General features: G+C 55.3%; 30 protein-coding genes and 2 pseudogenes. 17 read left to right on the top strand and 15 right to left on the bottom strand.

Annotated elements, in window-relative coordinates:
* From R7M92_RS23505 to groES, 3 genes are all read right to left on the bottom strand, one after another.
* The coding region (locus tag R7M92_RS23505) for a DUF4158 domain-containing protein (RefSeq protein ID WP_225455828.1) at positions 1-1,124 on the bottom strand (1,124 nt) is incomplete at its 3' end.
* A gap of 129 nt (positions 1,125-1,253) precedes the next feature.
* Entirely contained in the window at positions 1,254-1,412 is a 159-nt protein-coding gene (locus tag R7M92_RS23500) for a hypothetical protein (RefSeq protein WP_225455829.1), read from the bottom strand.
* Between the two features lie 55 nt (positions 1,413-1,467).
* Positions 1,468-1,758, bottom strand: a complete 291-nt coding sequence (gene groES, locus R7M92_RS23495) for a co-chaperone GroES (RefSeq protein ID WP_004201172.1) — start codon at positions 1,756-1,758, stop codon at positions 1,468-1,470.
* Positions 1,759-1,951: 193 nt separating this feature from the next.
* Between groES and cutA the strand changes: the two genes are divergently transcribed.
* Entirely contained in the window at positions 1,952-2,281 is a 330-nt protein-coding gene (gene cutA / locus R7M92_RS23490; RefSeq protein ID WP_004201171.1) for a divalent-cation tolerance protein CutA, read from the top strand.
* Between the two features lie 4 nt (positions 2,282-2,285).
* A complete protein-coding gene (locus R7M92_RS23485) occupies positions 2,286-3,317 on the top strand; it encodes a protein-disulfide reductase DsbD domain-containing protein (protein WP_004201169.1) in 1,032 nt (343 codons plus the stop codon).
* Positions 3,318-3,327: 10 nt separating this feature from the next.
* Here the strand turns inward: R7M92_RS23485 and R7M92_RS23480 are convergent, their stop codons facing one another.
* The 3 genes from R7M92_RS23480 to R7M92_RS23470 are packed head-to-tail and all read right to left on the bottom strand — an operon-like array spanning position 3,328 to position 5,152.
* Entirely contained in the window at positions 3,328-3,966 is a 639-nt protein-coding gene (locus tag R7M92_RS23480; protein ID WP_004201168.1) for a phosphoribosylanthranilate isomerase, read from the bottom strand.
* 4 nt (positions 3,967-3,970) lie between these two features.
* Positions 3,971-4,336 (bottom strand): bleomycin binding protein Ble-MBL, encoded by a 366-nt coding sequence (ble, locus tag R7M92_RS23475; protein WP_004201167.1) that lies wholly within the window; start codon positions 4,334-4,336, stop codon positions 3,971-3,973.
* Positions 4,337-4,339: 3 nt separating this feature from the next.
* A complete protein-coding gene (locus R7M92_RS23470; RefSeq protein ID WP_004201164.1) occupies positions 4,340-5,152 on the bottom strand; it encodes a subclass B1 metallo-beta-lactamase NDM-1 in 813 nt (270 codons plus the stop codon).
* A gap of 298 nt (positions 5,153-5,450) precedes the next feature.
* Here R7M92_RS23470 and R7M92_RS23465 point away from each other — a divergent pair.
* From R7M92_RS23465 to R7M92_RS23455, 3 genes and pseudogenes are all read left to right on the top strand, one after another.
* Positions 5,451-5,657, top strand: a pseudogene (locus R7M92_RS23465) (DMT family transporter); the annotation flags it as partial.
* On the top strand, positions 5,651-6,490 hold the full coding sequence (sul1, locus tag R7M92_RS23460) for a sulfonamide-resistant dihydropteroate synthase Sul1 (RefSeq protein ID WP_000259031.1): 840 nt from the start codon (positions 5,651-5,653) through the stop codon (positions 6,488-6,490). The pseudogene R7M92_RS23465 and the gene sul1, both read left to right, overlap by 7 nt.
* A 127-nt stretch (positions 6,491-6,617) precedes the next feature.
* Positions 6,618-6,824 (top strand): annotated as a pseudogene (locus tag R7M92_RS23455) (hypothetical protein); the annotation flags it as partial.
* 247 nt (positions 6,825-7,071) lie between these two features.
* On the opposite strand, the gene R7M92_RS23450 reads toward R7M92_RS23455, so the two are convergent.
* On the bottom strand, positions 7,072-8,076 hold the full coding sequence (locus tag R7M92_RS23450; protein ID WP_000427619.1) for an IS110-like element IS5075 family transposase: 1,005 nt from the start codon (positions 8,074-8,076) through the stop codon (positions 7,072-7,074).
* A 227-nt stretch (positions 8,077-8,303) separates the two neighbouring features.
* On the opposite strand from R7M92_RS23450, the gene chrA reads away from it, so the two are divergent.
* Entirely contained in the window at positions 8,304-9,509 is a 1,206-nt protein-coding gene (gene chrA / locus R7M92_RS23445; RefSeq protein ID WP_000184001.1) for a chromate efflux transporter, read from the top strand.
* A 10-nt stretch (positions 9,510-9,519) separates the two neighbouring features.
* Complete coding sequence (locus tag R7M92_RS23440; RefSeq protein ID WP_000130000.1) at positions 9,520-9,825, top strand: PadR family transcriptional regulator; 306 nt, start codon at positions 9,520-9,522, stop codon at positions 9,823-9,825.
* A gap of 32 nt (positions 9,826-9,857) precedes the next feature.
* On the opposite strand, the gene R7M92_RS23430 is transcribed toward R7M92_RS23440, so the two are convergent.
* The 7 genes from R7M92_RS23430 to R7M92_RS23400 all read right to left on the bottom strand — a co-directional run bounded on the left by R7M92_RS23430 (position 9,858) and on the right by R7M92_RS23400 (position 14,605).
* A complete protein-coding gene (locus R7M92_RS23430; RefSeq protein ID WP_001276635.1) occupies positions 9,858-10,847 on the bottom strand; it encodes a DUF3330 domain-containing protein in 990 nt (329 codons plus the stop codon).
* Entirely contained in the window at positions 10,844-11,080 is a 237-nt protein-coding gene (gene merE / locus R7M92_RS23425) for a broad-spectrum mercury transporter MerE (RefSeq protein ID WP_001087810.1), read from the bottom strand. Before merE ends, R7M92_RS23430 begins: the two co-directional genes overlap by 4 nt.
* Positions 11,077-11,442 carry a mercury resistance co-regulator MerD gene (gene merD / locus R7M92_RS23420; RefSeq protein ID WP_000995361.1) on the bottom strand — a complete coding sequence of 122 codons (366 nt, stop codon included), beginning with the start codon at positions 11,440-11,442 and terminating at the stop codon, positions 11,077-11,079. Before merD ends, merE begins: the two co-directional genes overlap by 4 nt.
* A gap of 111 nt (positions 11,443-11,553) precedes the next feature.
* Positions 11,554-12,192, bottom strand: a complete 639-nt coding sequence (gene merB / locus R7M92_RS23415) for an organomercurial lyase MerB (protein ID WP_000761850.1) — start codon at positions 12,190-12,192, stop codon at positions 11,554-11,556.
* Positions 12,193-12,206: 14 nt separating this feature from the next.
* Positions 12,207-13,892 (bottom strand): mercury(II) reductase, encoded by a 1,686-nt coding sequence (gene merA / locus R7M92_RS23410; protein ID WP_109883233.1) that lies wholly within the window; start codon positions 13,890-13,892, stop codon positions 12,207-12,209.
* Between the two features lie 71 nt (positions 13,893-13,963).
* Positions 13,964-14,239, bottom strand: a complete 276-nt coding sequence (merP, locus tag R7M92_RS23405) for a mercury resistance system periplasmic binding protein MerP (RefSeq protein ID WP_000732290.1) — start codon at positions 14,237-14,239, stop codon at positions 13,964-13,966.
* Positions 14,240-14,254: 15 nt separating this feature from the next.
* A complete protein-coding gene (locus tag R7M92_RS23400; RefSeq protein ID WP_001294666.1) occupies positions 14,255-14,605 on the bottom strand; it encodes a mercuric transport protein MerT in 351 nt (116 codons plus the stop codon).
* Between the two features lie 71 nt (positions 14,606-14,676).
* Between R7M92_RS23400 and R7M92_RS23395 the strand changes: the two genes are divergently transcribed.
* From R7M92_RS23395 to R7M92_RS23355, 7 genes are all read left to right on the top strand, one after another.
* A complete protein-coding gene (locus R7M92_RS23395) occupies positions 14,677-15,111 on the top strand; it encodes a mercury resistance transcriptional regulator MerR (RefSeq protein ID WP_000414383.1) in 435 nt (144 codons plus the stop codon).
* Positions 15,112-15,210: 99 nt separating this feature from the next.
* The gene (locus tag R7M92_RS23390; RefSeq protein WP_000427623.1) at positions 15,211-16,215 is read left to right on the top strand and encodes an IS110-like element IS4321 family transposase; all 1,005 of its coding nucleotides are present in this window, start codon (positions 15,211-15,213) and stop codon (positions 16,213-16,215) included.
* Between the two features lie 642 nt (positions 16,216-16,857).
* Positions 16,858-17,232 carry a hypothetical protein gene (locus tag R7M92_RS23375; protein ID WP_000868820.1) on the top strand — a complete coding sequence of 125 codons (375 nt, stop codon included), beginning with the start codon at positions 16,858-16,860 and terminating at the stop codon, positions 17,230-17,232.
* Between the two features lie 113 nt (positions 17,233-17,345).
* On the top strand, positions 17,346-18,071 hold the full coding sequence (locus tag R7M92_RS23370; RefSeq protein WP_000988731.1) for a hypothetical protein: 726 nt from the start codon (positions 17,346-17,348) through the stop codon (positions 18,069-18,071).
* A gap of 132 nt (positions 18,072-18,203) precedes the next feature.
* Positions 18,204-22,457: an RHS repeat-associated core domain-containing protein gene (locus R7M92_RS23365; protein WP_001257735.1), complete on the top strand. Its 4,254-nt coding sequence runs from the start codon at positions 18,204-18,206 to the stop codon at positions 22,455-22,457.
* Positions 22,447-22,869: a hypothetical protein gene (locus tag R7M92_RS23360; protein WP_001165345.1), complete on the top strand. Its 423-nt coding sequence runs from the start codon at positions 22,447-22,449 to the stop codon at positions 22,867-22,869. Before R7M92_RS23365 ends, R7M92_RS23360 begins: the two co-directional genes overlap by 11 nt.
* Positions 22,870-23,069: 200 nt before the next feature.
* On the top strand, positions 23,070-23,492 hold the full coding sequence (locus tag R7M92_RS23355; protein ID WP_002210564.1) for a hypothetical protein: 423 nt from the start codon (positions 23,070-23,072) through the stop codon (positions 23,490-23,492).
* 15 nt (positions 23,493-23,507) lie between these two features.
* Here R7M92_RS23355 and R7M92_RS23350 read toward each other — a convergent pair whose 3' ends face one another.
* Positions 23,508-24,170 (bottom strand): hypothetical protein, encoded by a 663-nt coding sequence (locus R7M92_RS23350; RefSeq protein WP_015063586.1) that lies wholly within the window; start codon positions 24,168-24,170, stop codon positions 23,508-23,510.
* A 201-nt stretch (positions 24,171-24,371) separates the two neighbouring features.
* Here R7M92_RS23350 and R7M92_RS23345 point away from each other — a divergent pair, with 201 nt between their 5' ends.
* The 3 genes from R7M92_RS23345 to R7M92_RS23335 all read left to right on the top strand — a co-directional run bounded on the left by R7M92_RS23345 (position 24,372) and on the right by R7M92_RS23335 (position 25,904).
* On the top strand, positions 24,372-24,653 hold the full coding sequence (locus tag R7M92_RS23345) for a hypothetical protein (protein WP_000575657.1): 282 nt from the start codon (positions 24,372-24,374) through the stop codon (positions 24,651-24,653).
* A 298-nt stretch (positions 24,654-24,951) separates the two neighbouring features.
* Positions 24,952-25,488, top strand: coding sequence for a hypothetical protein (locus tag R7M92_RS23340; protein ID WP_000949433.1), 537 nt, complete (start codon positions 24,952-24,954; stop codon positions 25,486-25,488).
* Positions 25,489-25,490: 2 nt separating this feature from the next.
* Positions 25,491-25,904, top strand: a complete 414-nt coding sequence (locus R7M92_RS23335; protein ID WP_369292831.1) for a site-specific integrase — start codon at positions 25,491-25,493, stop codon at positions 25,902-25,904.
* Positions 25,905-25,944 lie beyond the last annotated feature (40 nt).

Here is a 25,944-nt window from a genome sequence, read left to right as displayed (position 1 = left end):
TTCAGGTAAAGGCAGAGGGTCTGGATATCCCTGTCATTCATGACCTTCAATGCCTGTTGTCTGACTACTGAGAAGGGTTGATTATCATCAATGTTCTCATCCACAAACAGATGCAGTAACTCTGCCGCTTTCGTGACATTGTCCGCGGCTGACTGCCAGGACAGGAACACTGCTTGTTGTGCAAAGGTGTTGGCAGCTTCTTGTTGCTTGCGGATATGGTAAATGAACCCATCAGTTAACCGTTCCAGTGCCAGTTGTATCCGCTCTGTCAGGTGACATAGCAACCATAGATGCTGCTGTGCGCGTTTGAATCGTTTGAGTTTACTACCGTAATAGTTGATGAGCTCACCGAAGTGTTGTCGATTTTTAAGAGACAGATTAAGCCCATCGATAACGCCATTGATTTGCGTGCGCCATGGCGCTAACTGATGATAAAGGGCAAGCTCTTTTTTAAGTTCAGGTACGGTCAGACTTTTTGCACCGCCTCTGAGCTGGTTCAGGCTTAGTCCGTCATCAATGGCTGTTATGCTGTCCAGAAAGACGTGAAGTTCAGGACTGGTGAGTTGATTAAGTTGGTGCGCCAGGTCTTTTCTGACCTGCTGCATCGCTCTGCTTATCAGTCTCTGGAGTACGGTGTACCTAGGGATAGCAATGCTGTGACTGGTTAGGAATTCAATAGCAGTATCAAAGAGGTAACGCGGCTCCAGCCAGGCATTGCCCACCTGAACAAGGTGGTCGAAAAGAGAATTGAAGTGCTGACTTTCGTCCCATTTGTGATAACCAGCAAGGTCTAATACTTTTGCGTAGAGTCGATCTTTTTGTTTTTGTGAGGGAGTGAATGGTCTGAGCCCCTTGCCGCCAAGCAGCTCTTTACTGATGAACATTAAATCCTTAGAAACCTGCGAGTAAGCGATATCTAGGATGACGGGCTTTGATTTGAAGTATCCCAAAATCGCGACAAAGTAACATCTATGAGCTCTGAGACGAATTGACCGAAAAACTGCCAATTCCGCATCGTTCAGAGAAAAGTACAGACATTGTTCTTCGATTGAAAAAATGGGTGGGGAATAAAGATCTGCCTGTTCTGCTCTCGTGAGAATAGTAATTTCGTTTTTGATGGCCATATCAGGGCTGTTCCGTATTAAATGTACGATATTTACCTAATTTGCCACACTTATAAGTAGTAACCCACCTCCGCAGCCATTTATTGGTGTGGTCTACAGAGGATTATGTCTTTTTAGAGGGGAAAATCCCTAGAACCCCGTGATGGTCGGCGCGCCGTAGCTCTTCTGCAGCACGACGTTGCGGCCCTTCGGGCCGAGGGTCGCCTTCACGGCGTTGGCGAGCACGTTGACGCCGCGCACCATCTTGGAGCGCGCGTCTTCGCCGAAACGAATGTCCTTGGCAGCCATTGCGAATTACCTCGAAAAATTATTCGGATGAGAAATGTGTGGGAGCGACGCGCGATCAGCCGAGGATCGCGAACAGGTCGTCTTCCTTCACCACCAGCAGCTCGACGCCGTCCAGCTTCACTTCGGTGCCGCTGTACTTGCCGAACAGCACCTTGTCGCCGACCTTGACCTGCGGCGCGCGGACCTGGCCGTTGTCCAGCACCTTGCCGGTGCCGACGGCGACGACTTCGCCCTTGATCGGCTTCTCGGTGGCCGAATCCGGGATCACGATCCCGCCGGCGGACAGCTTCTCTTCTTCCATGCGCTTGATGACCACGCGGTCGTGCAGCGGCTTGATATTGGACATGGCAACCTCGGTAAATGGTTGATTGACGTGGAAAAACCCGGCGATTTTAGCAGTCGCGCGAAGCGAGTGCCAAACCGCGGACAACAGAACCGGGCGAACCCGGCATGCCACCGAGATGGGGCGGGCCCGCCGACTTTCAAGGGCCGCACGCGGATGTCCGCCAGGCCCGCCGGATCGGGGCAGCCGCTACCCTATGCCGGTGAGCGCCCTGATCTGCTTCTGCACCTGTCCCGACGCCGACAGCGCCGAGCGCATCGCCACCGCGCTGGTGGCCGAGCGCCTGGCCGCCTGCGTCAACCTCCTGCCCGGCCTGCGTTCGGTCTATCGCTGGCAACGCAAGGTCGAGGCCGCGGCCGAGGTCCTGCTGCTGGTCAAGACCAGTGCCGAGGCCTACCCCGCCCTGCAGGAACGCCTGCGCCAACTGCATCCCTACGAACTCCCGGAGCTGCTCGCGGTCGAAGCCGCGTCCGGCCTGCCCGAATACCTGCAATGGCTGGCCGCCGAGAGCCGACCGGTAAACTGAGCCAATGACCGCATCCACGATCCGCCTGCGCCGCTGGCTGGCCGGGCTCGCCCTGCTGCTTGCGCTGCCCGCGACCTCGGCCGTCGCCCAGGACTTCGAACTGCCGCCGGTCGACGAGGTCTTCGTCCTGTCCGCGCAGGCCACCGCGCCGGACCGCATCGAGGTGCGCTGGCGGATCGCCGACGGCTATTACCTGTACCGGCACCGCACCTCGGTCAAGGCCGATGCCGCCTTCACCGGCGCGACCATGGCGCTGCCGAAGGGCAAGGCCTACCGCGACGAATTCTTCGGCGACGTCGAAACCTACCGCAAGGAATTGCTCGGCACCCTCACCGGCACGCCCGCGGCCGGCGCGAGCGCGACCACCCTGACCGTGAAGTACCAGGGCTGCGCCGATGCCGGCGTGTGCTACCCGCCGCAGACCCGCACCCTGAAGGTCGCGTTGCCGGGCGAAGCGGGCGCTGGCGGCTTCGGCTGTAAGGCGCGCGGGCTGCATGATTATGTCGTCAAGAACGGCTCTGCCGATCATCCCAACGCCGAGGTGAAATTCGCACTGGGTGATGTGGTCAACACCATGATCGGCTGCACTAATGGTGAAACGATCATGCTGTGCCACGACACCTCGCTGCCGCGCCCCTATTCTCTCGGCTTTCGGGTGCAAGGCACCGAGGGGCTGTGGATGGACGTCAACAAGTCGATCTATCTGGAGGGCAAGAGCCCACAGCCGCACCGCTGGGAGCCTGCCGAGGGCTGGTTTGCGAAATACGATCACCCGCTATGGAAACGCTACGCCGATCTGGCGGCAGGGGCCGGGCATGGCGGGATGGACTGGTTCGTGATCCACGCTTTTGTCGAGGCGCTGAAGGCCAAGGCCCCGATGCCAATCGACATTTACGACGCGCTGGCCTGGAGCGCGATCACGCCTCTGTCGGAACAATCGATTGCTGAGGGCAATCGCACGTTAGATTTTCCCGACTTCACCCGAGGGCAGTGGCGCACCCGCAAGCCGATCTTTGCGCTGAACGACGCCTATTGATCGACGCGATTTAGGCCAAGCGCACCGCAAAGGCGAAATTGGTAATCTTGTCGGTATCCTTGACGCCCGGCGCGCTTTCGACGCCGCTGGAGGTATCGACCAGCGGCGCTCCGGTGCGCGCAATCGCCTCGGCAACATTCGTCGGATTTAGCCCGCCTGCCAGCCCCCACGGCAAGGCACCGCGATATCCGGCCAGCAGCGACCAGTCGAACGCCAACCCCATGCCGCCGGGCAGCGCGCCTTTGGGGGTCTTGGCGTCGAACAAGATCAAGTCCGCCGCCCCGGCATAGGCTGCGGCGCGTGCGACATCGCTGGCGCTGGCGACGGGCAGCGCCTTCCACACCGGCTTGCCAAACCGCGCGCGCAACTGGGCCACGCGTTCGGGCGATTCCGAACCGTGCAGCTGCAGCGCGTTCAGCTTGGCTGCCACCAGTGCGTCGGCGATGACAGCATCATCCGCATCGACGAACAAACCGACCATGGCGATCTGGCCAGCTGCGCGCGATGTCAAAGCGCCCGCGACATTCGACGTAACCGCACGGGGCGACGCTGGATAGAACACCAACCCGGCATAGTCCGCCCGCGCCGCGATGGTCGCATCGAGCGCCTCGGGTGTGCTGATCCCGCAAATCTTGATTTTCGCGGGCATGCGGTCAGTCGGGGTTCTGGATCAGCCGCACCAGCGTGCAGTCGGGATCGATCAGGTAGCCGATCCTCAGGCCGCTCGCCTCCAGTTGCGGAGCTTTGAAGCGCGGCCAGCCGGTGCTTTTTTCCTCGGCTCCCGCCGCGTTCACCAATGCCACCATGGCATCGAGATCATCCAACCGCAGGCAACAGCCGAACGAGCTCGTAGCTGGGTCGAGGTCAGGATAGGGGAAGAATTCGAGCTGCAAACCGCCGCGCTGCAGGATCATCCAGCCGCGATCCTTCCAACTCGTCGCAAAGCCCAGCTTCGCATAAAACGCCTCTGTCACATCGAAATCGCGCGATGGCAGATTGGGGGTGACGTGGTCAGCCATGGCTCAGCGCAGCTTGTCGGCCATGCGGGCCGTATGAGTGATTGCGGCGCGGCTATCGGGGGCGGAATGGCTCATCACGATCATGCTGGCCTTGGGGAACGCCGCACCAAACGCGCGCGCTGACGCGGCGTAGTGCTCAGTGTCGGCATCACCGAGATTGCCGAGCGACTTGGCCTTGCTGTCCTTGATCAGGCAGCCACCAAAAGCGATGTCGGTGCCGTCGATCCCAACGGTGATATTGTCACTGGTGTGGCCGGGGCCGGGGTAAAATACCTTGAGCGGGCCAAAGTTGGGCGCGGTTGCTGGTTCGACCCAGCCATTGGCGGCGAAAGTCAGGCTGTGTTGCGCCGCAACCATCCCCTCTTGCGGGGCAAGCTGGTTCGACAACGCATTGGCATAAGTCGCAATCCCCGCCGCATGCAGCGCGTCCATACCGCCCATCTTGTCCTGATGCGCGTGAGTCACCACCGCCAGCGCGACCGGCAGGTTGATCTCCTGCTTGATCCAGTTGAGGATCTGGGCGGTCTGGTCATCGGTCCAGGCGGTATCGACCACCAGCACGCGGCCGCCATCCCTGACGATCAAACCGTTGGAAGCGACTGCCCCGAAACCCGGCATGTCGAGATAGGAAGTGTGCTGCCAGACATTCGGTGCGAGCTGGCGGAAAACCAGATCGCCAAACCGTTGGTCGCCAGTTTCCATTTGCTGGCCAATCGTCGGGCGGATTTCACCGGGCATGCACCCGCTCAGCATCAATGCAGCGGCTAATGCGGTGCTCAGCTTCGCGACCGGGTGCATAATATTGGGCAATTCCATCAAGTTTTCCTTTTATTCAGCATTAAAAACCCCGCAAATGCGAGGCCTAGTAAATAGATGATCTTAATTTGGTTCACTGTAGCAAAAATATGGGGCGAATTCAAACATGAGGTGCGACAGTTTCAAAAGCCATATGATAATCAACAAGCTGAGCAAATTTCTCTAATGGTGTAAGCCAATCTAAGGAAGGTGAGAACAAGTACCCTCCACAACAAAACTGAAAATTTTAGTCGATTTAATTCAAATGCTTACAAAGGCGTATTTTTGTACTTGGTGACTTATTCGCACCTTCCCTAACGCTCTGGTTCTGAAATCCATCCCTGTCGGTGTTGCTTATGCAGTCTGGTCGGGACTCGGCGTCGTCATAATTACAGCCATTGCCTGGTTGCTTCATGGGCAAAAGCTTGATGCGTGGGGCTTTGTAGGTATGGGGCTCATAATTGCTGCCTTTTTGCTCGCCCGATCCCCATCGTGGAAGTCGCTGCGGAGGCCGACGCCATGGTGACGGTGTTCGGCATTCTGAATCTCACCGAGGACTCCTTCTTCGATGAGAGCCGGCGGCTAGACCCCGCCGGCGCTGTCACCGCGGCGATCGAAATGCTGCGAGTCGGATCAGACGTCGTGGATGTCGGACCGGCCGCCAGCCATCCGGACGCGAGGCCTGTATCGCCGGCCGATGAGATCAGACGTATTGCGCCGCTCTTAGACGCCCTGTCCGATCAGATGCACCGTGTTTCAATCGACAGCTTCCAACCGGAAACCCAGCGCTATGCGCTCAAGCGCGGCGTGGGCTACCTGAACGATATCCAAGGATTTCCTGACCCTGCGCTCTATCCCGATATTGCTGAGGCGGACTGCAGGCTGGTGGTTATGCACTCAGCGCAGCGGGATGGCATCGCCACCCGCACCGGTCACCTTCGACCCGAAGACGCGCTCGACGAGATTGTGCGGTTCTTCGAGGCGCGGGTTTCCGCCTTGCGACGGAGCGGGGTCGCTGCCGACCGGCTCATCCTCGATCCGGGGATGGGATTTTTCTTGAGCCCCGCACCGGAAACATCGCTGCACGTGCTGTCGAACCTTCAAAAGCTGAAGTCGGCGTTGGGGCTTCCGCTATTGGTCTCGGTGTCGCGGAAATCCTTCTTGGGCGCCACCGTTGGCCTTCCTGTAAAGGATCTGGGTCCAGCGAGCCTTGCGGCGGAACTTCACGCGATCGGCAATGGCGCTGACTACGTCCGCACCCACGCGCCTGGAGATCTGCGAAGCGCAATCACCTTCTCGGAAACCCTCGCGAAATTTCGCAGTCGCGACGCCAGAGACCGAGGGTTAGATCATGCCTAGCATTCACCTTCCGGCCGCCCGCTAGCGGACCCTGGTCAGGTTCCGCGAAGGTGGGCGCAGACATGCTGGGCTCGTCAGGATCAAACTGCACTATGAGGCGGCGGTTCATACCGCGCCAGGGGAGCGAATGGACAGCGAGGAGCCTCCGAACGTTCGGGTCGCCTGCTCGGGTGATATCGACGAGGTTGTGCGGCTGATGCACGACGCTGCGGCGTGGATGTCCGCCAAGGGAACGCCCGCCTGGGACGTCGCGCGGATCGACCGGACATTCGCGGAGACCTTCGTCCTGAGATCCGAGCTCCTAGGGATCGCCTCAGAAAACGGAATCTATGGTCACTCCCGTTTTTGCAACACCGATTTTGACGACAAGTTGGCTTGCTTGAATCTATCCGGCGTCTGAATGGGATTTTATTCCCGCGCCTTGATGAGTTCCGCGCCTGATGAACCTCCAGAAAATATACGGCTTCAATGAGCCTTTCCGTTTTACAGGTTCCTCAACAGGCCGGTGGGCCGTTAGTATCATCAATATCAGTATTCGCAAAACCAGATGAATGATTGTTTAAACTGGTGTATTTCTGCCTTTATGCTTCGTAAGTTTGCTGTCGCGCCGTCAGTGCCCAGGCTATTCTGGCCAGCTTGTTTGCCAGAGCACAGGTGACGACAAAGTTGCTTTTCCGACACAACAACTCCCTGACCCAGTCGGCCAACTTGCCAGACTGGTGTTCCAGTTTTTGTATGAATACCCTGGCACACTGAACCAACAAAGTTCGGATCTTTTTGTTGCCCCGCTTGCTAATCCCTAACAATGTCGTCCGACCTCCCGTGCTGTACTGTCGGGGTACCAGCCCTGTTGCCGCCGCAAAGTCACGGCTGCTGGCGTACTGCTTCCCGTCGCCAATCTCAGTTGAAATAGTACTGGCAGTCAGCGTTCCAACGCAGGGAATACTCAGCAAGCGCTGTCCAACCTCATCTTCGTCCAACTTTCGTTTCAACTGAGATTCCAGATCTTTAATCTGCTCAACAAGATAGTGATAATGCTGTTGTAATTTCAGCAGTAACTGGCTGAGATAAAGAGGCAAACTACTGTCCTCAAGAAGGGTACTCAGTCGACTAATAACGGCAGCACCTCGCGGAACGCTGATACCAAATTCCAGCAGAAAAGCATGCATCTGATTAGTTGTTTTCACCTTATCCTGAACCAGGGATTCACGGACACGATGCAGAGCTCGCATTGCCTGCTGAGATTCGGTTCTGGGCTGCACGAAACGCATAGATGGACGTGATGCTGCTTCACAGATAGCTTCAGCATCAACGAAGTCATTTTTGTTGCTTTTAACGAATGGGCGGACAAATTGCGGTGATATCAGCTTTGGAAAATGCCCTAACTCTTCCAGCTTGCGTGCCATAAAGTGAGAACCGCCACAGGCTTCCATCGCGATGGTTGTTGCCGGGCATGTCGCCAGAAATTCGATTAGCTTTGGTCGGGTGAATTTTTTACGGTAAACGGCCTTCCCACGATGATCCTGACAATGAATATGGAAAGAGTTCTTACCCAGATCGATACCAATAAGCGCAATGTTTTCCATGATGGTTCTCCGAATGAAAGCCTGTCCTCAGCATAGTACTGGGAAGGAGGGAGTGACCATCTCATTAAATAAAGCACGCTAAGCCGTAAGTAAGCGTGCTCCTGTGAAAGCCACAGCTAAAACTGCGTAGTACACATAGAGGTATTTTTTTCTAGATTTATATCGAATTTCGTTATCGAATTTCGCTTATTATTGATCAACTCGTTGCAGATCATGAAGGCGAAAGTATGACGAATAACCCTACCGATGACAGCAGACCATGGTCGGTCTTTCTTATTTTTCTGCGGCTTGGATTGACATCTTTTGGCGGCCCCATTGCGCACTTGGGCTACTTCCGCGCCGAATTTGTCACACGGCGGCGCTGGCTCTCCGAACGGAGCTATGCTGACTTGGTCGCGCTTTGTCAGTTCTTGCCAGGGCCTGCAAGCAGCCAGGTCGGCATAGCGGTAGGACTGTCTCGGGCTGGATACAGCGGGGCGCTGGCTGCTTGGGCTGGCTTCACGCTGCCGTCTGCCATAGCCTTGATCCTTTTTGCGCTCGGCATCTCCAGCTATGGCGATTACGTCTCGCAGGGCGCGTTGCATGGCTTAAAAGTGGTGGCTGTGGCCGTGGTCGCTCAAGCAGTATGGGGCATGGCGCGTAACCTATGCACGGATGGGCTGCGAGTCACCATCATGGCAATTGCTACCTGCGTCGTTTTACTTGTGCCGTCCGCGTGGGGACAGGTTGGCGTGATTGCTATCGCAGGCATCGCAGGCCGGTTATTGTTCAAGCCAGCGAAAGTTGTTGAGCATGACCCCCTACCTATCACGGTCAGTCACCGGGCCGGCGTGCTTTGGCTCTCGCTGTTCTTTGTCTTGCTGATTGGCCTGCCGGTGTTGGCCGAACTGATGCCAAGTCAAACCATGGCAATGGTGGATTCCTTCTATCGTGTCGGATCACTGGTGTTCGGCGGTGGTCACGTTGTGCTGCCATTACTGCAAGCCGAAGTGGTGCCCTCCGGCTGGGTCAACAATGAATCCTTTCTCGCGGGGTACGGGGCAGCTCAAGCGGTGCCCGGCCCTTTGTTCACGTTCGCCGCGTTTCTTGGTGCCTCGATGAACACCGCCCCGTCGGGCTGGATCGGCGGCATTGTGTGTCTGCTGGCTATCTTCGCGCCCTCGTTCTTGCTGGTCGTCGGATCAATGCCATTTTGGGAGCGTTTGCGCCGCAATACAGGCATCCAAGCTGCGCTGGCCGGGATCAATGCCGCTGTAGTCGGCTTGCTGCTGGCCGCGCTGTATCAGCCTGTATGGACTAGCGCCATCTTTCAGCCGCAAGACTTCGGCTTGGCATTAGTTGCCCTTGTCGCACTTATGTTCTGGAAGCTCCCGCCGTGGCTGGTTGTCCTCGGTAGCGGTGCAGCTGGGTGGCTGTTGAGCGTCGCTCTGTGAGGCACAAAAAATGACTGACAAAGACCTCTACGGCGGTTTGATCCGCCTGCACATCCTTCACCATGCAGCCGAGGAACCTGTCTTTGGGCTGGGGATCATCGAAGAGCTACGCCGACACGGCTACGAGATGAGCGCTGGCACCGTGTACCCGATGCTGCACGGCCTGGAAAAAAAAGGCTATCTGACCTCACGCCACGAACGCACCGGGCGACGTGAACGGCGTGTTTATGACATCACTGAACAAGGCAGAACTGCACTTGCTGATGCGAAAACAAAGGTCAAGGAGCTGTTCGGAGAGTTGGTAGAAGGTGGTTGAGTTTTTGCTTCTATGTCAGGTTGAGCTATGCCTCAGTCTGACAGTGATGAGTCGCAGGCGTTCGGATCGGCATCGGTTTCGCTCCCGGTCTTGGCGCGCGCCTGGAAGCGCTGATAGCACTCCAGCCCGCAGAAGTGCTCGACGTATTCCGCGCCTTCCGGGGTGAAGGCGGCATCGAGCGGGATTTCCTTGCAGCACACGCAGCAACTGGTGGCAGTCGGATCATTTGCATTCATGGTGGCACCCCTCCATTGACTGACGAAGACGGCGAATGCCGCCGCCGGCATCGGCTTGGCGAACAGGAAGCCTTGTCCTGTGTCGCAGTCCGCTTGTCGCAACAAATCAAGACTCGCCGATGTTTCCACGCCTTCGGCCACTACTTCCATGCCAAGCCCATGCGCAAGCTGAATCACGGTGCGCACGATGGTCTGGTCGCGGTGGTCGTTGGCGAGTCCGGCGACAAACGATTGGTCGATCTTGAGCGTGCTGATGGGGCAGCATTTCAGGTGTTGCAGGCAGGAATAGCCGGTGCCGAAGTCGTCGGCGGCGAAGCGCACACCGATCTGTCGCAAAGCTTCCAGGGCGGGGAAGATCGCCGGATCACCGAACGCAACCGATTCGGTCAGCTCAATTTCAAGATACGCGGCGGGCAACCCGGCATCGGCCAGCACGCCCTTTACCCACTTGTCGAAATCTGGCCCCACTTGGCTCGCCGAAACATTGACGGCCAGCCGGAACGGTTGCCATGCCAGCACCCGCCAGTCGCGCATTTGACGGCAGGCTGCGCCCAGCACCCATGCGCCGATTTCCGGCATCAGGCCGGACGATTCGATCACGGGCAGGAACTGGCCCGGCGGCAACAGTCCGAGCGTCGGATGACGCCAGCGCAACAGGGCTTCCGCGCCGACAATCTGCTCACTGCGCAAATCGACAATCGGCTGGTAGTGCAGCTCAAGCTGCCCGCGCTCGACCGCCTGCGCCAGTTGCGCCACTGTCCATTCAATTGGCTGGGAAGCGCTCATGATCGACCTCTGAAGGCCCGCAGCAGCCGCGTCACAGACAGGACAAACAAGCCGGTCAGCGTGAGGGCTGCAATACCCCAGTGCTCGCCGATGAACGCGCCGGCCGTCGTGCCGGCCAGCACAATGGCGAGAATCGGCAAATGACAGGGACAGGTGAGCACCGCCAGCGCACCCCACAGGTAGCCGGTGAACGGCTTGTGTGTCTCGGCCGGCATGCGCTCGGGGCTGTTCATGGCAAACTCTCCGCATGCTGTGCCGGCGCGGTCGGCATGGCGGCCAACTGCACTTCCAGATTGGCCAACGCTTCGCGCCGGCGTTCGACGAACTGACGCAGCACAGCAAGCTGCGCGGCAGTTTCATCGCAGTTCGCCGCATCCAGCGCCCGGCACAGCCGCGCCAATGCGCCGAGGCCGATGCCCGCCTCGAAGGCGGCCCGCACGAAGCACAGTCGCTGCAAGGCGGCGTCATCGAACAGGCCGTAGCCACCCGTGGTGCAGGCGACTGGCCGCAGCAATCCGCGCAGCAGGTAGTCGCGCACGATATGCACGCTCACCCCGGCATCAAGGGCCAGCCGGGACACCGTGTAGGCGTTCATCGAACACCTCCTTTTGGTCGGTTCACGGCAATGCATATACCGTTTCGCCGAGTTCAATCCGCGCGCTGCGAATCCGATGCCGGTGCCGTAGAACATTGGGTCGATATCCGATCACGGTGTCCTAGATGACATGGTCTGCAACAGATGTCGATTAAACTCCTGGCCCAAGCCGAAAGCCTCGTGGACACTGACGATCGCCAATCCTTCCAATCCTTGATGCTTGGAGGCCCAGTCTTCCGCCGTCGGGACAGATGCAAAGAAATGTACATGGCAACAGAAGGACTGACGAACGTCGGCTGCTTCCTGCGGCAATACCAAGGACACCGCCATGCCGGCAGGTTCGACAGCCTGTATCTCGCTGGGTGAAACCGTGAGTGAAACGGGTGCTCCGGTTGCAGCGCAATGCGATGAGACGCGAGCTGTACGGCCGATCAGCGCCGGAAATATCAAGGTGTCCAGCGCGCACCAGGCATACAGACGGCGGTCGTCAATTTCAAAGACATACGAAGTCTCGCGCAAGGTGAGGCCGTAGCCGATGATGTTCCCATCTTTGTCATATTCGGTACTGGTGGCCTGTTCGAGTACGGCGGCCACTCGCTCAGCGGGCCAGTCGAGAATCCCGGCAAGTGTCGTTCGTGAAACCGGACGCCCCTTGGCGAGTTCCCGCAGTAGCGGGACCAAGAGATCCGCAGTACCATTGGTACGATTGACCGAAGTGAGACGTTCTAAAATATATGGGGCGAGCTTCATGGTTCCATCTCCTTTCATCCTGCGCAGCAGGACAATTGTTTGACATCCTTGGTGAAGGTCTGCGCCGCGAGCTTCAGCCCCTCGACCATCGTCAGGTAGGGGAACAACTGGTCGGCCAGTTCCTGCACCGTCATGCGGTTGCGAATGGCGAGAACAGCCGTCTGGATCAATTCGCCGGCTTCCGGGGCGACGACCTGCACGCCGATGAGCCGTCCGCTACCTTCCTCGATGACCAGCTTGATAAAGCCGCGTGTGTCGAAGTTGGCAAGCGCACGCGGCACGTTGTCGAGCGTGAGCGTGCGACTGTCGGTTTCGATCCCGTCGTGATGCGCTTCCGCTTCGCTGTAGCCCACGGTTGCTACTTGCGGATCGGTGAACACCACGGCCGGCATCGCGGTTAGATTGATGGCAGCATCCCCTCCGGTCATGTTGATCGCGGCACGGGTGCCGGCCGCTGCCGCCACATAGACGAATTGTGGCTGGTCCGTGCAGTCGCCGGCCGCGTAAATGTGTGGCGTGCTGGTGCGCATGCCCTTGTCGATGACGATGGCACCCTGCGCATTGACGGTGACTCCCGCCGCGTCGAGTGCCAGGCTGCGCGTGTTCGGTGTCCGTCCGGTAGCGACCAGCAGCTTGTCGGCACGTACTTCACCGTGTCCCGTGGTCAGCACGAATTCGCCGTTCACATGCGCGACCTGGCTGGCTTGCGTGTGTTCCAGTACCTTGATCCCTTCGGCACGGAAGGCCGCTGTGACGGCCTCGCCGATGGACGGGTCGTCGCGGAAGAACAGCGTGTTGCGAGCTAGGATCGTGACCTGGCTGCCCAGCCGGGCGAAGGCTTGCGCCAGTTCCAGCGCGACCACCGACGAGCCGATCACGGCTAGGCGTTCGGGAATGGTGTCGCTGACCAAGGCCTCGGTCGAAGTCCAGTAGGGTGACTCTTTCAGGCCCGGAATCGGCGGCATGGCCGGACTGGCACCCGTGGCGACCAGGCAGCGGTCGAACATCACGACGCGCTCACCACCCTCGTTCAAACTAACGATAAGGCTCTGGTCGTCCTTGAAACGCGCTTCACCGTGCAGAACGGTGATGGCTGAATTGCCGTCCAGGATGCCTTCGTACTTGGCATGACGGAGTTCTTCGACACGGGCCTGCTGCTGGGCCAGCAGCCGCTCGCGCAAGATCGTCGGCGGTGTGGGTGGCATGCCGCCGTCGAATGGGCTTTCCCGGCGCAGATGGGCGATGTGGGCGGCGCGGATCATGATCTTGGACGGCACACAACCGACGTTGACGCAGGTGCCGCCGATGGTGCCGCGCTCAATCAGCGTGACCTGCGCGCCTTGCTCGACGGCCTTCAGTGCTGCCGCCATCGCGGCTCCACCGCTGCCGATCACGGCGACTTGCAACGGGCGCTCGCCGCCGCTGCCCTTGTCGACGGCACCCATCCAGCCGCGCACCTTGTCGAACAGCCCAGTGCGGTTGTCGGTCGGCGGGGCATCGGCGAGCATCGCTTTGTAGCCCAGGCCAGCCACGGCGGCGGTCAGTGCGTCCGGCGCTGTGCCTGGATCAAGGGCGAGCTGGGCCGCGCCCTTGGCATAGGACACTATGGCAGATTGGACGCCGGGTACTTTTTCCAGCGCTTCCTTGACGTGCGCCGCGCACGAGTCGCAGGTCATGCCGGTGATTTTTAGATGGGTCATGCGACAGATCCTTTTTCGTTTGTGGTAGCAGACAAGGGCGTCAGATGTGCTGCGCTGCCGTTTTCAGTGCCTCACTTCTTGACGCTGGACGGATAGCCCGCGTCTTCGGTGGCCTTGGTCAGCTTCTGCACGCTGGTCTTGGCATCATCGAAGGTGACAACCGCTTCGCGTGTCTCGAAGGTCACGTTAACTTTGCTGACGCCTTCGACCTTGGAAATCGCCTTCTTAACGGTGATCGGACAAGCGGAGCAGGTCATGCCCGGTACGGACAGCGTGACGGTCTGGGTGGCGGCCCACACGGGGGCAACAACGGCAGCGATGGCGAGAGAGGCAAACAGTTTTTTCATGATGAACTCCTGTGATTAATAGAAAAATGGCATGACGTAGGGAAATCCGAGCGCGACCAGAACCAGCGCGGCCACGACCCAGAAAATGAGCTTGTAAGTAGCGCGCACTTGGGGAATCGCACACACATCCCCTGGTTTGCAGGCTTGCGCCGGTCGGTAGATGCGCCGCCAGGCGAAAAACAGCGCCACCAACGCCGCGCCGATGAAGATCGGGCGATAAGGTTCCAACACCGTCAAGTTGCCGATCCAAGCGCCGCTGAACCCCAGGGCGATCAGAACCAGCGGCCCCAGGCAGCAAGCCGAGGCGAGGATGGCGGCTAGCCCGCCAGTGAAGAGCGCCCCGCGCCCGTTTTGAGGTTCAGACATACGCTTGTCCTTTCAAATCTGGATTGGATAGCTTAAGCTTACTTCCGTACCAATGTACGGAGTCAAGCGATATGGAAAAAAATTTGGAGAATCTGACTATTGGCGTTTTCGCCAAGGCGGCCGGGGTCAACGTGGAAACAATCCGGTTCTATCAGCGCAAGGGCTTGTTGCCGGAGCCGGACAAGCCCTATGGCAGCATCCGCCGCTATGGCGAGGCGGATGTGACGCGGGTGCGCTTCGTGAAATCAGCCCAGCGGCTCGGATTCAGCCTCGACGAGATCGCAGAGCTGCTGAGGCTGGATGACGGCACCCACTGCGAGGAAGCCAGCAGCCTGGCCGAGCACAAGCTTCAGGACGTGCGCGAAAAAATGACCGACCTGGCGCGCATGGAAACCGTGCTATCCGAACTTGTGTTCGCCTGCCATGCGCGGCAAGGGAACGTTTCTTGCCCGCTGATTGCTTCGCTGCAAGGGGAGAAAGAGCCGCGTGGTGCCGACGCGGTGTAGCCGAGGGTAGTTACGCCTTAGCGTGCTTTATTTAATGAGATGGTCACTCCCTCCTTCCCGGTACTATGCTGAGGACAGGCTTTCATTCGGAGAACTATCATGGAAAACATTGCGCTCATTGGTATCGATCTGGGTAAAAACTCTTTCCATATTCATTGCCAGGATCGTCGCGGGAAGGCTGTTTACCGTAAAAAATTTACCCGGCCAAAGTTGATCGAATTTTTGGCGACATGCCCCGCTACAACCATCGCAATGGAAGCCTGTGGCGGTTCTCACTTTATGGCACGCAAGTTGGAAGAGTTGGGGCATTCCCCAAAGCTGATATCACCACAATTTGTCCGCCCGTTCGTTAAAAGCAATAAAAACGACTTTGTCGACGCCGAAGCTATTTGTGAAGCTGCATCGCGTCCGTCTATGCGTTTTGTGCAGCCCAGAACGGAATCTCAGCAGGCAATGCGGGCTCTGCATCGTGTCCGTGAATCCCTGGTTCAGGATAAGGTAAAAACAACCAATCAAATGCATGCTTTTCTGCTGGAATTTGGCATTAGCGTTCCCCGAGGAGCTGCCGTTATTAGCCGACTGAGTACCATTCTTGAGGATAATAGTTTGCCTCTTTACCTCAGCCAGTTATTGCTGAAATTACAACAGCATTATCACTATCTTGTTGAGCAGATTAAAGATTTGGAATCCCAGTTGAAACGAAAGTTGGACGAAGATGAGGTTGGACAGCGCTTGCTGAGCATTCCCTGCGTCGGAACACTGACAGCGAGTACTATTTCAACTGAGATTGGCGACGGGAAGCAGTACGCCAGCAGCCGTGACTTTGCGGCGGCAACAGGGCTTGTACCTCGGCAGTACAGCACGGGAGGTAGGACGACATTGCTGGGAATTAGTAAGCGAGGTAATAAAAAGATCCGAACTTTGTTGGTTCAATGTGCCAGGGTATTCATACAAAAACTGGAACACCAGTCTGGCAAATTGGCCGATTGGGTCAGGGATTTACTGTGCCGGAAAAGCAACTTTGTCGTCACTTGTGCTCTGGCAAACAAGCTGGCCAGAATAGCCTGGGCCCTAACGGCACGACAGCAAACTTATGTAGCATAACGGCAGAAATACACCGGTTTAAAGAATTACTGATCTGGTTTTGCGAATACTGATATTGATGATACTAACGGCCCACCGGCCTGTTGAGGAACCTGTAAAACGGAAAGGCTCATTGAAGCCGTATATTTTCTGGAGGTTCATCAGGCGCGGAACTCATCAAGGCGCGGGAATAAAATCCCATTCAGACGCCGGATAGATTCAAGCAAGCCAACTTGTCGTCAAAATCGGTGTTGCAAAAACGGGAGTGACCATAGATTCCGTTTTCTGAGACGACCCCTTGTAGGATTGGCTGTATCTGGGGACACTATAACCGTCAAAGAAGCCGGTTTGGTGTTGGTCATTGGGGTTATCCTGTGGATCTATGGTATAATCTTAACCAAGGTCAGCAATTCCTAAGGGGGTCAAATGGACGCTTTCACATTAGGCATGTTGGGGTTGCTCATTTTTTTCACTGTCGTCACTGGCGGCAGTCTGTATCTCTACCATGAGAAACAGAAGGAAAAAAAGCATCACAACGCCTAAAGAGTAACTGCGACAATGAACGTAAAGGCCAGCAATAGCTGGCCTTTTTTTATACTTGCAGTTTGAGGTGTTACATGTCACGATAAGGTAAGTGTGACATGTAACGGAAAAGGTGATTTTTTGAAAGTATCCAATGAAGATGCTCAGGCTACGGCGATCTATCTCCTCAGAGCTGCTTCGCGCCCAGCTTTCTGGCGTGACGTCCCATTCGATAAGAAACTTGAAGCCGTGGACAGCCTGAACAGCATAGGGCGATCACCATCAGAACTCACTGAATGGATTAATAAATACCTGACAGCAGAGCAAATCAATAAACTCGGGACATCAATTAGGCAACGTCGCAGAAGGGGATATGGTGTTGGTAAAAGCATAACTATAAGCGATAAAGCCCACAGGATTTTGAAGCGGTTGTCAGAAGTCGATGGTTGCAGTTTGTCAGAAGTGATCGAGAAACGCCTAGCCCGAGCTTATAAAAATACATGGGACCATAAATAGAGTGACACTAGGGGTTGCATTTTTAAAACCCGTGATAGCATCTAAATGAACCCAAACGAATAGGGGGGCTGGCGGCGATGCCGACCATTATCCCGACAATGGAGAAATAGACCATGATGACATTGACTACCGTCTCGAAGAAAACTTCAAATAATTCAGCCCTTGTATTCTGGCGCGTTGGTACAAAACGGAAAGGCATCCTTGATGTCCATATTGATTTTGACCACGAAGAAGCGGATCTTTTGGCTGAGCTCGTAGCCATTCGCTATCTGGCGCTGGACAAACAGGTTTTTTGCAGAGAGCCAGGTGCTGGTGCTGGTTACAAGCTGGTGGTATCCAAAGGTGCAATCAAGAAGCTGGCGCTGGGCAAATCCACCAAGGCTTTTGCTTTCAAGTTTGCGGCTTGCCTCACTGGGCGTTTAAAGGGCGCTACTATTGAAGTCTCGCAGAGCATGGAGTTTATGGATGAGCCGGGAGAGGGCAACATTGAGCTCCTCGATGTGGACAAGCAAGCCTATACCCAGACCCATGACGAAATATCTACACCTGCCATTGGCCCCGTCCTGGTTACTCAACATGCCATCGATCAGTATCAGGCCCGGATAACCTCTGGAGACCCTAAAAAACCGTGGGCCTCACTTGTTGGCCGCCTCCAGCATCCAGAGTTACAGGTTCAGCCCTTTGACGAGAAAGTGGCTCGCCATAAAGCCAGAAAGTATGGCCGCGTAGATAACGTGGAAGTCTGGGGCCATAGAGATTCCAAGTTCAAGTACCTGATGGTGATCAACGACGACAACCAAAAACGTGTTCTTGTCACAGTGTTTGAGCGAAATGAGTAACCTGCTTCTCATTTGTTCTGAATACACAACCTCTCCAAATCACGTATTCATACCCTAAAAGGGCAATAACGCAGTCGTTGATAACGACTCTCCCACCTGAAAATAGCTCCAGCATAAAAACTGGAGCTGTAAATGAGATCGAGACCTTCCCTTTTACTGATGCGAAACCTGCGGTCATTGGCCGTTGTGGTGCTCGCAACTTTGCCATGCGTTGCTTTTGCACAATGGCGGGTTGTAGCCGTGAGCACCGAAGTAGACAAAATGCGCTTCAACACCATCATAGACGCGCATTCCTTCATGAAGAATTATCGCTCTGGTGAGGAGCAAGGGAAGGGAACGCCAGTTGGGGATGCGCTTTATCCGGTTGCCAGTTATGGTGATGGCCGTTATGTCTCCAGGATCTGTTTTAAGTATCTAGGTGCTACTGGCGATTATGACCCCACTACCTGCACTGGCGACCCAGCTACGGTCTACTGGCGCTCAACCTATGTTCTGCCGGGTGAGATGGATAAAACACCGTTCCTGGACAGGGATCTCGGCTTACCAACAACGACCATGTGTGTAGGGAACCCTATCCATCTTGGCACCGGCAACAAGTTCCAGGCTGAACTGGATTATCAAAGCGGAGGCTCCGACCCTTTCACATTCACCAGATACTACAATAGCCACCTTCCTGATGAAGAGCTCGGCGGCTGGCGGCATACCTACTCGCGGAGCGTCGAGGTCAACGCCTCGAAGTACGGTGAGAACATGGTTGTCCTGCACCGGCCAGAAGGGCAACAACTCGCGTTCTACAACTCGTCCTCTGTCTGGGTGCCAACATGGAAAACCGATGATACCTTGACGAAGGATGCTACCGGCTGGCGCTACACTCAATCTGACGGGGTAGTCGAGGCCTATGATGAAACCGGACGACTGACCGGCATCGAGAAGCCCAACGGCAATCACATCACCCTGAGCTATCTGAACGGAGAGCTATCCTCGATCACTGACGGCTTTGGCCGCACCATCCAGTTCCAGTATCAAGATGGCCGCATGGTCAGTGTCACCGATCCTGCTGGTGGCAGTATTCAGTACCAGTACAACAGCGCTGGCAAGCTGGCGGAAGTGATCTACCAGGACAATACGAGCCGCAGCTATCTCTACGATGACCCGAATGCACCGGGTTTGCTCTCTGGGCTGGTGGACGAGAACGGCAACCGTTTCGCCACATGGGGATATGATACTCAGGGGAGAGCGGTTCTAAGCGAACACGCCGGGGGCGCAGAGAAAACTCAGGTAAGCTACAACGCTGACGGAAGCGTCTCTGTCACCAATGCCCTCGGCCACGTTCAGCGATACACCTACAGTCGCCACAATGGGATGCTCAAGCCTGATGTGGTTGAGGGTGCGCCGTGTACCGGCTTTGTGGGCGGCAAGGAAACCTACGTCTACGACAGCAAAGGCCTCGTCTCCAGCATTACTGACCGCGCTGGGCAGAAGCGCACGTTCACCCATAACGACCGGGGATTGGAAACCACCCAGATAGACCAGGACGGGGGTAAGGTTACGACCGACTGGCTTCCTTCCAAGTCGCTCCCGGCAAAAATCACAGAACCAACCAGGATCACTGAGCTCACCTACGACACTCATCTCCGGGTGATAAGCCGCAAGGTCACTGATCGCAGCTCGGGCGCTTCCCGGACATGGACCTACACCTATGCCCCTGTTGGTACAGGAAAGCCGAGCCTGTTGGCCTCGGTTGATGGTCCGCGCACCGACGTCAGCGATGTTACGACATTTGACTACGATGACCAGGGCAACCTGATCCGGACAACGAACGCGCTGGGGCAGGTGACGCAGTTTGGTGACTACGACGCGAACGGTCGCGCCGGGACCATTCAGGGTGTCAATGGTGTAACCCAAACCCTCACCTATGACGCCAGAGGAAGACTTGTCAGCTCCACTGGGCCAGAAGGAACCACGGTCTACAACTATGATGCTGTGGGCCTCCTGAGTTCGCTGACCAAGCCAAATGGTGCAACCGTCAGCTATGAGTACGACGCTGCACATCGGCTGGTGGCGGAAACAGATGCACAGGGCAACCGGCGCGAGCTTGAGCTCAATGACCTCGGGAACCCAGTAGAAGAGCGACTGCTCGATGCGCTGGGCCAGACCCGTTGGATAGAGCGCCGGATCTTCAACGAAATCGGCTGGCTCTCCAGTGTCTCCGACGCCTATAGCAATCAGTCATCGTTTTCCTACGATGTGGTGGCAAACCTGATACAGGAGACCAGTCCCTCTGGTAACACACACTCCTACAAGTACGACGGCTTCCATCACCGGACACAAACGACCGATCCCCTCGGGAAGGTCACGCAGGTGCTCTACAAGGATACCGGCGATGTTTACCGTGTCTCCGACCCTCGTTCGCGCCTGACCTACTACAGCTACAACGGCTTTGGCGAAGTGACCCAGGTCCGGAGCCCGGACACCGGCACCACCGACATTACCTATGACGAAGCCGGTAACGTGGCAACGCGCAAAACGGCCAAGGGGCAAACCACAAGCTACAGCTATGACGCGCTGAACCGGATCATCGAAACCTCCAGCGATGTCGCTGGCGAATCGCCAATTCTGTACGGGTACGACGAAGCAACCTCACCATACGGCATAGGCCGCTTGACCTCAGTCGATGATGGCAACGGTGTCCGGAGATTTGGCTACACCCCCGAAGGATGGCTGGCTTACGAAACCTGGGAAACCCACGGGCAGAGCCTGACTACCCAGTACCAATACGATGGTGCAGGCCTCGTCACGAAGATCACGTATCCCAGTGGCCGTGAGGTCTCCTACACCCGTGACTCAGCCGGTGACGTCATCGAGGTGACAACGACACAAGCAGGCACCACAACAAACCTGGCAAGCCAGATTGAGCGAGCGCCCTTTGGCCCCGTCACCAGTATGGTCAGAGGGAACGGCATTTCAGAAAGCCGCACTCTGGATCTCGATTACCGTGTCACCGGCATCGACGCTGCTAGGGTGCATTCGCTGGTCTATCGGTACACGCCAGACTCGTTGATTTCAGCCATAGACGACAATCTCAGCTCATCAGTCAATCAGTCACTCGGTTATGACGCGGTTGGCCGCATCACCTCTGCTGAGGGGATCTATGGCGTTTTGGGCTATGGCTATGACGCCACCGGCAACAGGACCTCGATCACGACCGATGGCCTGAGCCAAAGCTACACCATCAACTACATGAACAACTGGTTGGTGAAGGCCGGGCAAACCTCCAGAAGCTATGACGCCAATGGCAACCTGACGAAGCAGGGGGCGGATACCTTCACCTATGACAGCCAGAACCGGCTGGTGGCCGCAACGGTCGCGGGAGTGACTGTAAGCTACACATACAACCATCTGGATCAGCGTGTAACCAAGACCCTAAACGGGCATACCCGGCTGCTGGTTTACGACCTGGCAGGAAACCTCATCGAGGAGCTGGACGCGGCCACTGGAGACGTGCTGGCGGAGTACATCTGGCTCGATGGGACACCCTTGGGCTTTGTTCAGTCAGGACAGACCTACCAAGTCCACGTCGATCACCTGGGCACCCCGAAGGCACTGACCGACGTCAGCGGCCAAGTCGTTTGGAAGGCGAGCTACAGCCCGTTCGGTAAGGCCAGCATCATCATCCAGGGGCCAACCTTCAACCTGCGATTCCCAGGACAGTATTACGACGCGGAGACCGGGTTCCACTACAACTGGCGGCGTTACTACGACCCAGCGACCGGGCGGTACATTACCAGCGACCCTCTTGGCCTGATCGATGGAGTAAACACCTACGGGTATGTGCATGGAAACCCTATGTCCAATACCGACCCGACGGGTGAATTTGCGTTTGTTGGTGCAGGTATTGGAGCTGGGTTGGAGCTACTTAGCCAACTAATCGAAAATAATGGGAGTTGGAAATGTGTTAGTTGGTCAAAAGTTGGAATCGCCGGAGCGATTGGGGCTATAGGTGGCGGCTGGGCGTCAGGAGTTTTCAGACATGCCAGCTCCGGTAAATCGTGGTTCAAATTAAGCCAAAAATGGAGCAATGTCTCACCCAGAGTAAGGAAAGTTCAAGGGGTTCCACGAGGTAATGAGCTTCACCATTGGGCTATTCAGAGAAATGGCAAGTTTGGCAAATATGTTCCTGACTCAATAAAAAACCATCCTTGGAACTTGAAGTCCATTCCAAGAGATATTCACCAAAACATTCACGGCAATGGACCTACCCCATATAGCGCATTTGGTCGTTGGTGGCACGGGACGCCTGAATGGGCAAAAGTAGCTCAAGCCTCTCCTGTTAGTGGTGGTTTAGCTGATTCAATAAATGATGAGGGATGCGGTTGTGCAAATTGAATTTCCAGCGCTGCTTGTGAGCAGCAAGAAAAGGTCGCTCTTCGTAGTGGCATCAGAATCCGAGTTCGGGAAATGTACTATTCAGTCTTTGAGGAACGGTTATTTTGAGCTGATGGACATTTATGATTCGGAAGGTCGTCACTACAAAATAGACGAGGTTGCGAGCTACAAGCCGCTAAGTCCATTCTGGTACTGGCCTGTAGAAATTGTGATGTATGGTTCTCGACTGTTTAAGGCTAATTTCAATGCTGTTCTTATCTCTAATCTGGATTGCAAGGAGTTAAAATCTGAACTTTGTGATTTGGCTAAAAAGTACAGAAGTAATTTGGATTCCGGCGTCGGAATTGAAAAGATTATGGAGGAAATGGAGTCTGCCAGAACAATTAAAGAATTGATAAAGGTTTTTGGCTAGTTATTCATTGAATACGCTGGTGTTAGTCTAGCTAACCGACGCCAGCGGCCAAGTGTTTGGAAGGCGAGCCATCATAGAGTCAGTAGAGAGAGATACTTTTGGAAATCAATAGTATTATGATTGGTACAAATGAGTTGTAGCTCCATATTTTAAAGGGGGATTTCAGAGAAATGAAGAATAAGAAGGTAATAACTTTGATAATGGCCGCAGCCGCATCATGCTCGTCAGTCTACGCCGCGACATTACCGACCAGTGAGGTAGACGCATACATACTTGCGATGAACACCATGTCACCTATCACTGCAAAGTACACCATCCAGTACAAGCAAGCGGTTGAGCAGAAATGCAATACAGCCCTGAGCGTTGAGCAGCTCAACTCAAAGGCATTCACCAATGTTGTCCAGGCAATGGTGAGTAGTGAGACCGTCGATAGAATGGGGCTTGATGCTGCTGGTGGATCACTCCAGGATACCCTGTCTGTGATCGGCAAGAACGTCACATGCAGTGACCTGAACGCGCCATTTAAAGCACTCTTGGATGATAAGGACTTCACCAGAAAGCATCAGCACCTATCGAAGGTGCTGCATACTTGGAATGAAGTTGTTTCTCAAAGCAAACCCTGAGTAACAAAAAGGAGCCTAACTGGCTCCTTTTTTAATGGGGATGATGTTACGTTCGTGGACGTTATTTTCACTCGGGATATGTAACGTTGAAAAAGGCGTACCGACAAGAGAGTGGTCACATAGCTCTCCATAATAGATGAGCGACAAAATCTCTTGCTCGTTGATTTTTCCCACCTTAAAAAGGTAATTGATTATTGCTGTATCCAGTAGGTCGTGACACCCATTAAGCAGATCCACGATATTGGCCGCAGCTTCATTTTCCTCTCCGTCATCTCGACCGGCTAATACTGATTCAACCCAAGCCTCAAGGCTCGGATGTCCCTCAGCGAGCTCTATTTGACGGCACTCGTTCTCGATCAACCCTGTGATTGCTTCGTTGAGCGTTCCGCCATAAGTCGGCATGTTGAGAACAACTCCAAATCCGGGGATTTCTTTTTGGATTGGCTTCGCATCCTTGGGAGCTGATTTCAGCCACAGGAAAAACCAGATCCCAGAGCTTATGTCTTCCGGCTTGACCTGGTTGGCCGCAAGGAATTTGGAAACCTCGTTACAGATGATGCCATCTGGCGCTGCCATCTCGTAAATACCCGCCATCAGATCTTCAAGGCTCTTATACATATTATCTCTCGCACCTGTACATGATGTTTTCACTATCGTTGTTAAGCGTTTTTTCAGCAAGTATGTTCCAGCGAGACATCTTATACCATTCCATCTAAATCTGTAAAATTACCGTATTACCGTAATTATGATAATTACGGTAAATAAATTTAAGTTCTTCTTGCTGTTGTTCTACTTATTAAAATGTATCTTTGAAAAAGTAGAGTTTTTGGAATAGGATAGGTGGTGCTGAATGCCCACTTTTTACAAGGAGCGCGACCAGTGATTTTTGATGTAAGAGCGACCTTTGAAGTGGCACTCCAGACGGACACCCACCTGGTACTTATCGATCTGGATCAGGGAGCATCAGTTACGAACGATGCTGATGCAGTGATCGCCTGGTTGGCCGCAAACCTCGAAGGTGGAATTGGAAAACGTAAGGTGTACTACCGGGACACCGATGGACGCTTTGATGAGCTCAAGGTTAATGCCGGTGCTTTTGCCGGATTTGCACCTTGTAGCGAAGGCCAGCAGACCACCTTGGCTGGGATGCTCGGCCAGTAACTTTGTGTGGAGAACTCGATGTTAAACAAAAACAAATTTGAGAAAGTTTTAAAGAGAATCCTCGATAAGAACTTTGAGCGCTGCTCTATTTGCAGGAAACCATTCCCTGGACCGTGCCATACTTTTGCTGGTTTGGATTCGGACAATAAAGTTCAGAACGTAGGTTCTTGCTGTCGGACCAGTATTGTGGACTTGCGGCATGGAGGTGTGTATACGACCGCTCCTGTAGATACTCAAGAGGGGCAAAGTCAGGCGCATGAGCTACTCGCAACACATCCTTGTAAGGGGATGATGGGGCATGCTTAGCAAAAAAGTCTTTTTCATTAGTCAAGCGGAGGCCGAAAGACTGGAGCCGGTTCCCGGTGCGGCCATGATCTCCATAACTGACCCAGACAAGTCCCCTGCCGCTCTCGGACAGTGGGGGCAGTTGTACCGCGATAGCTTCTATGACGGCGGCTATTCTGAGAACACCATCCACACGATGAAGGCAGCGTTCCGGATGAATTACGCCTCTTACATTGACTCATCCCAGGCTGAAAAGCTGTCCACCTTCCTGGATGGATTGGTTGGTAGCGGTATCGATCAGATCTTCGTTCATTGCTATTACGGAGAATCCAGAAGTGGCGCGGTAGCGCTGTACCTCCAGAACAAACATGGATTCACTCCGAATAAGCCGATCACCAAGCCCAACCGAACAGTTTACGAATTGCTGTGCAATCCAACCAAGTTTGAACCACTGATGCAAAGCTACGAAACGCAACATATGGAGGAGGAACTACCTCTTCACCTCAAAATATGGGATTTTCTTCTCGTTGCGGTCGGGCTTAGGAGGTGACTTTGCACGACACAAACAATGACAAGGAAGAGCTAGTTTCACATGCGAAAGTAAATGTTCCGGCAGAACAAAGCATTCGCGGTGAACTGTTGCCGTCATCGAGCTCGCTCCGGAACATCCAGGACAACCCCGCCGTCGCCTATCTGGTGAGCCTCGGGTCAAAGCGAAGCAGGCAGACCATGAGCTCATTCCTCAACATTGTCGCCAAGATGATCGGGTTTCAGAACCTTCGTGACTGTGCATGGAGCTCAATGAGGCGGCACCACATATTGGCGGTGCTGGAAATGCTGGGGGATGCAGGGAAGGCTCCGGCAACGATCAACACCTACCTGTCAGCGCTCAAAGGGGTGGCTCTTGAAGCCTGGACGATGAAGCAAATTGGGGTTCTAGGGATTTTCCCCTCTAAAAAGACATAATCCTCTGTAGACCACACCAATAAATGGCTGCGGAGGTGGT

The sequence above is a fragment of the Vibrio sp. Vb2880 genome (assembly GCF_033337975.1).
In the GTDB taxonomy this organism is placed as follows: domain Bacteria; phylum Pseudomonadota; class Gammaproteobacteria; order Enterobacterales; family Vibrionaceae; genus Vibrio; species Vibrio alginolyticus.
This window is presented reverse-complemented; position numbering and strand designations above follow the sequence as displayed.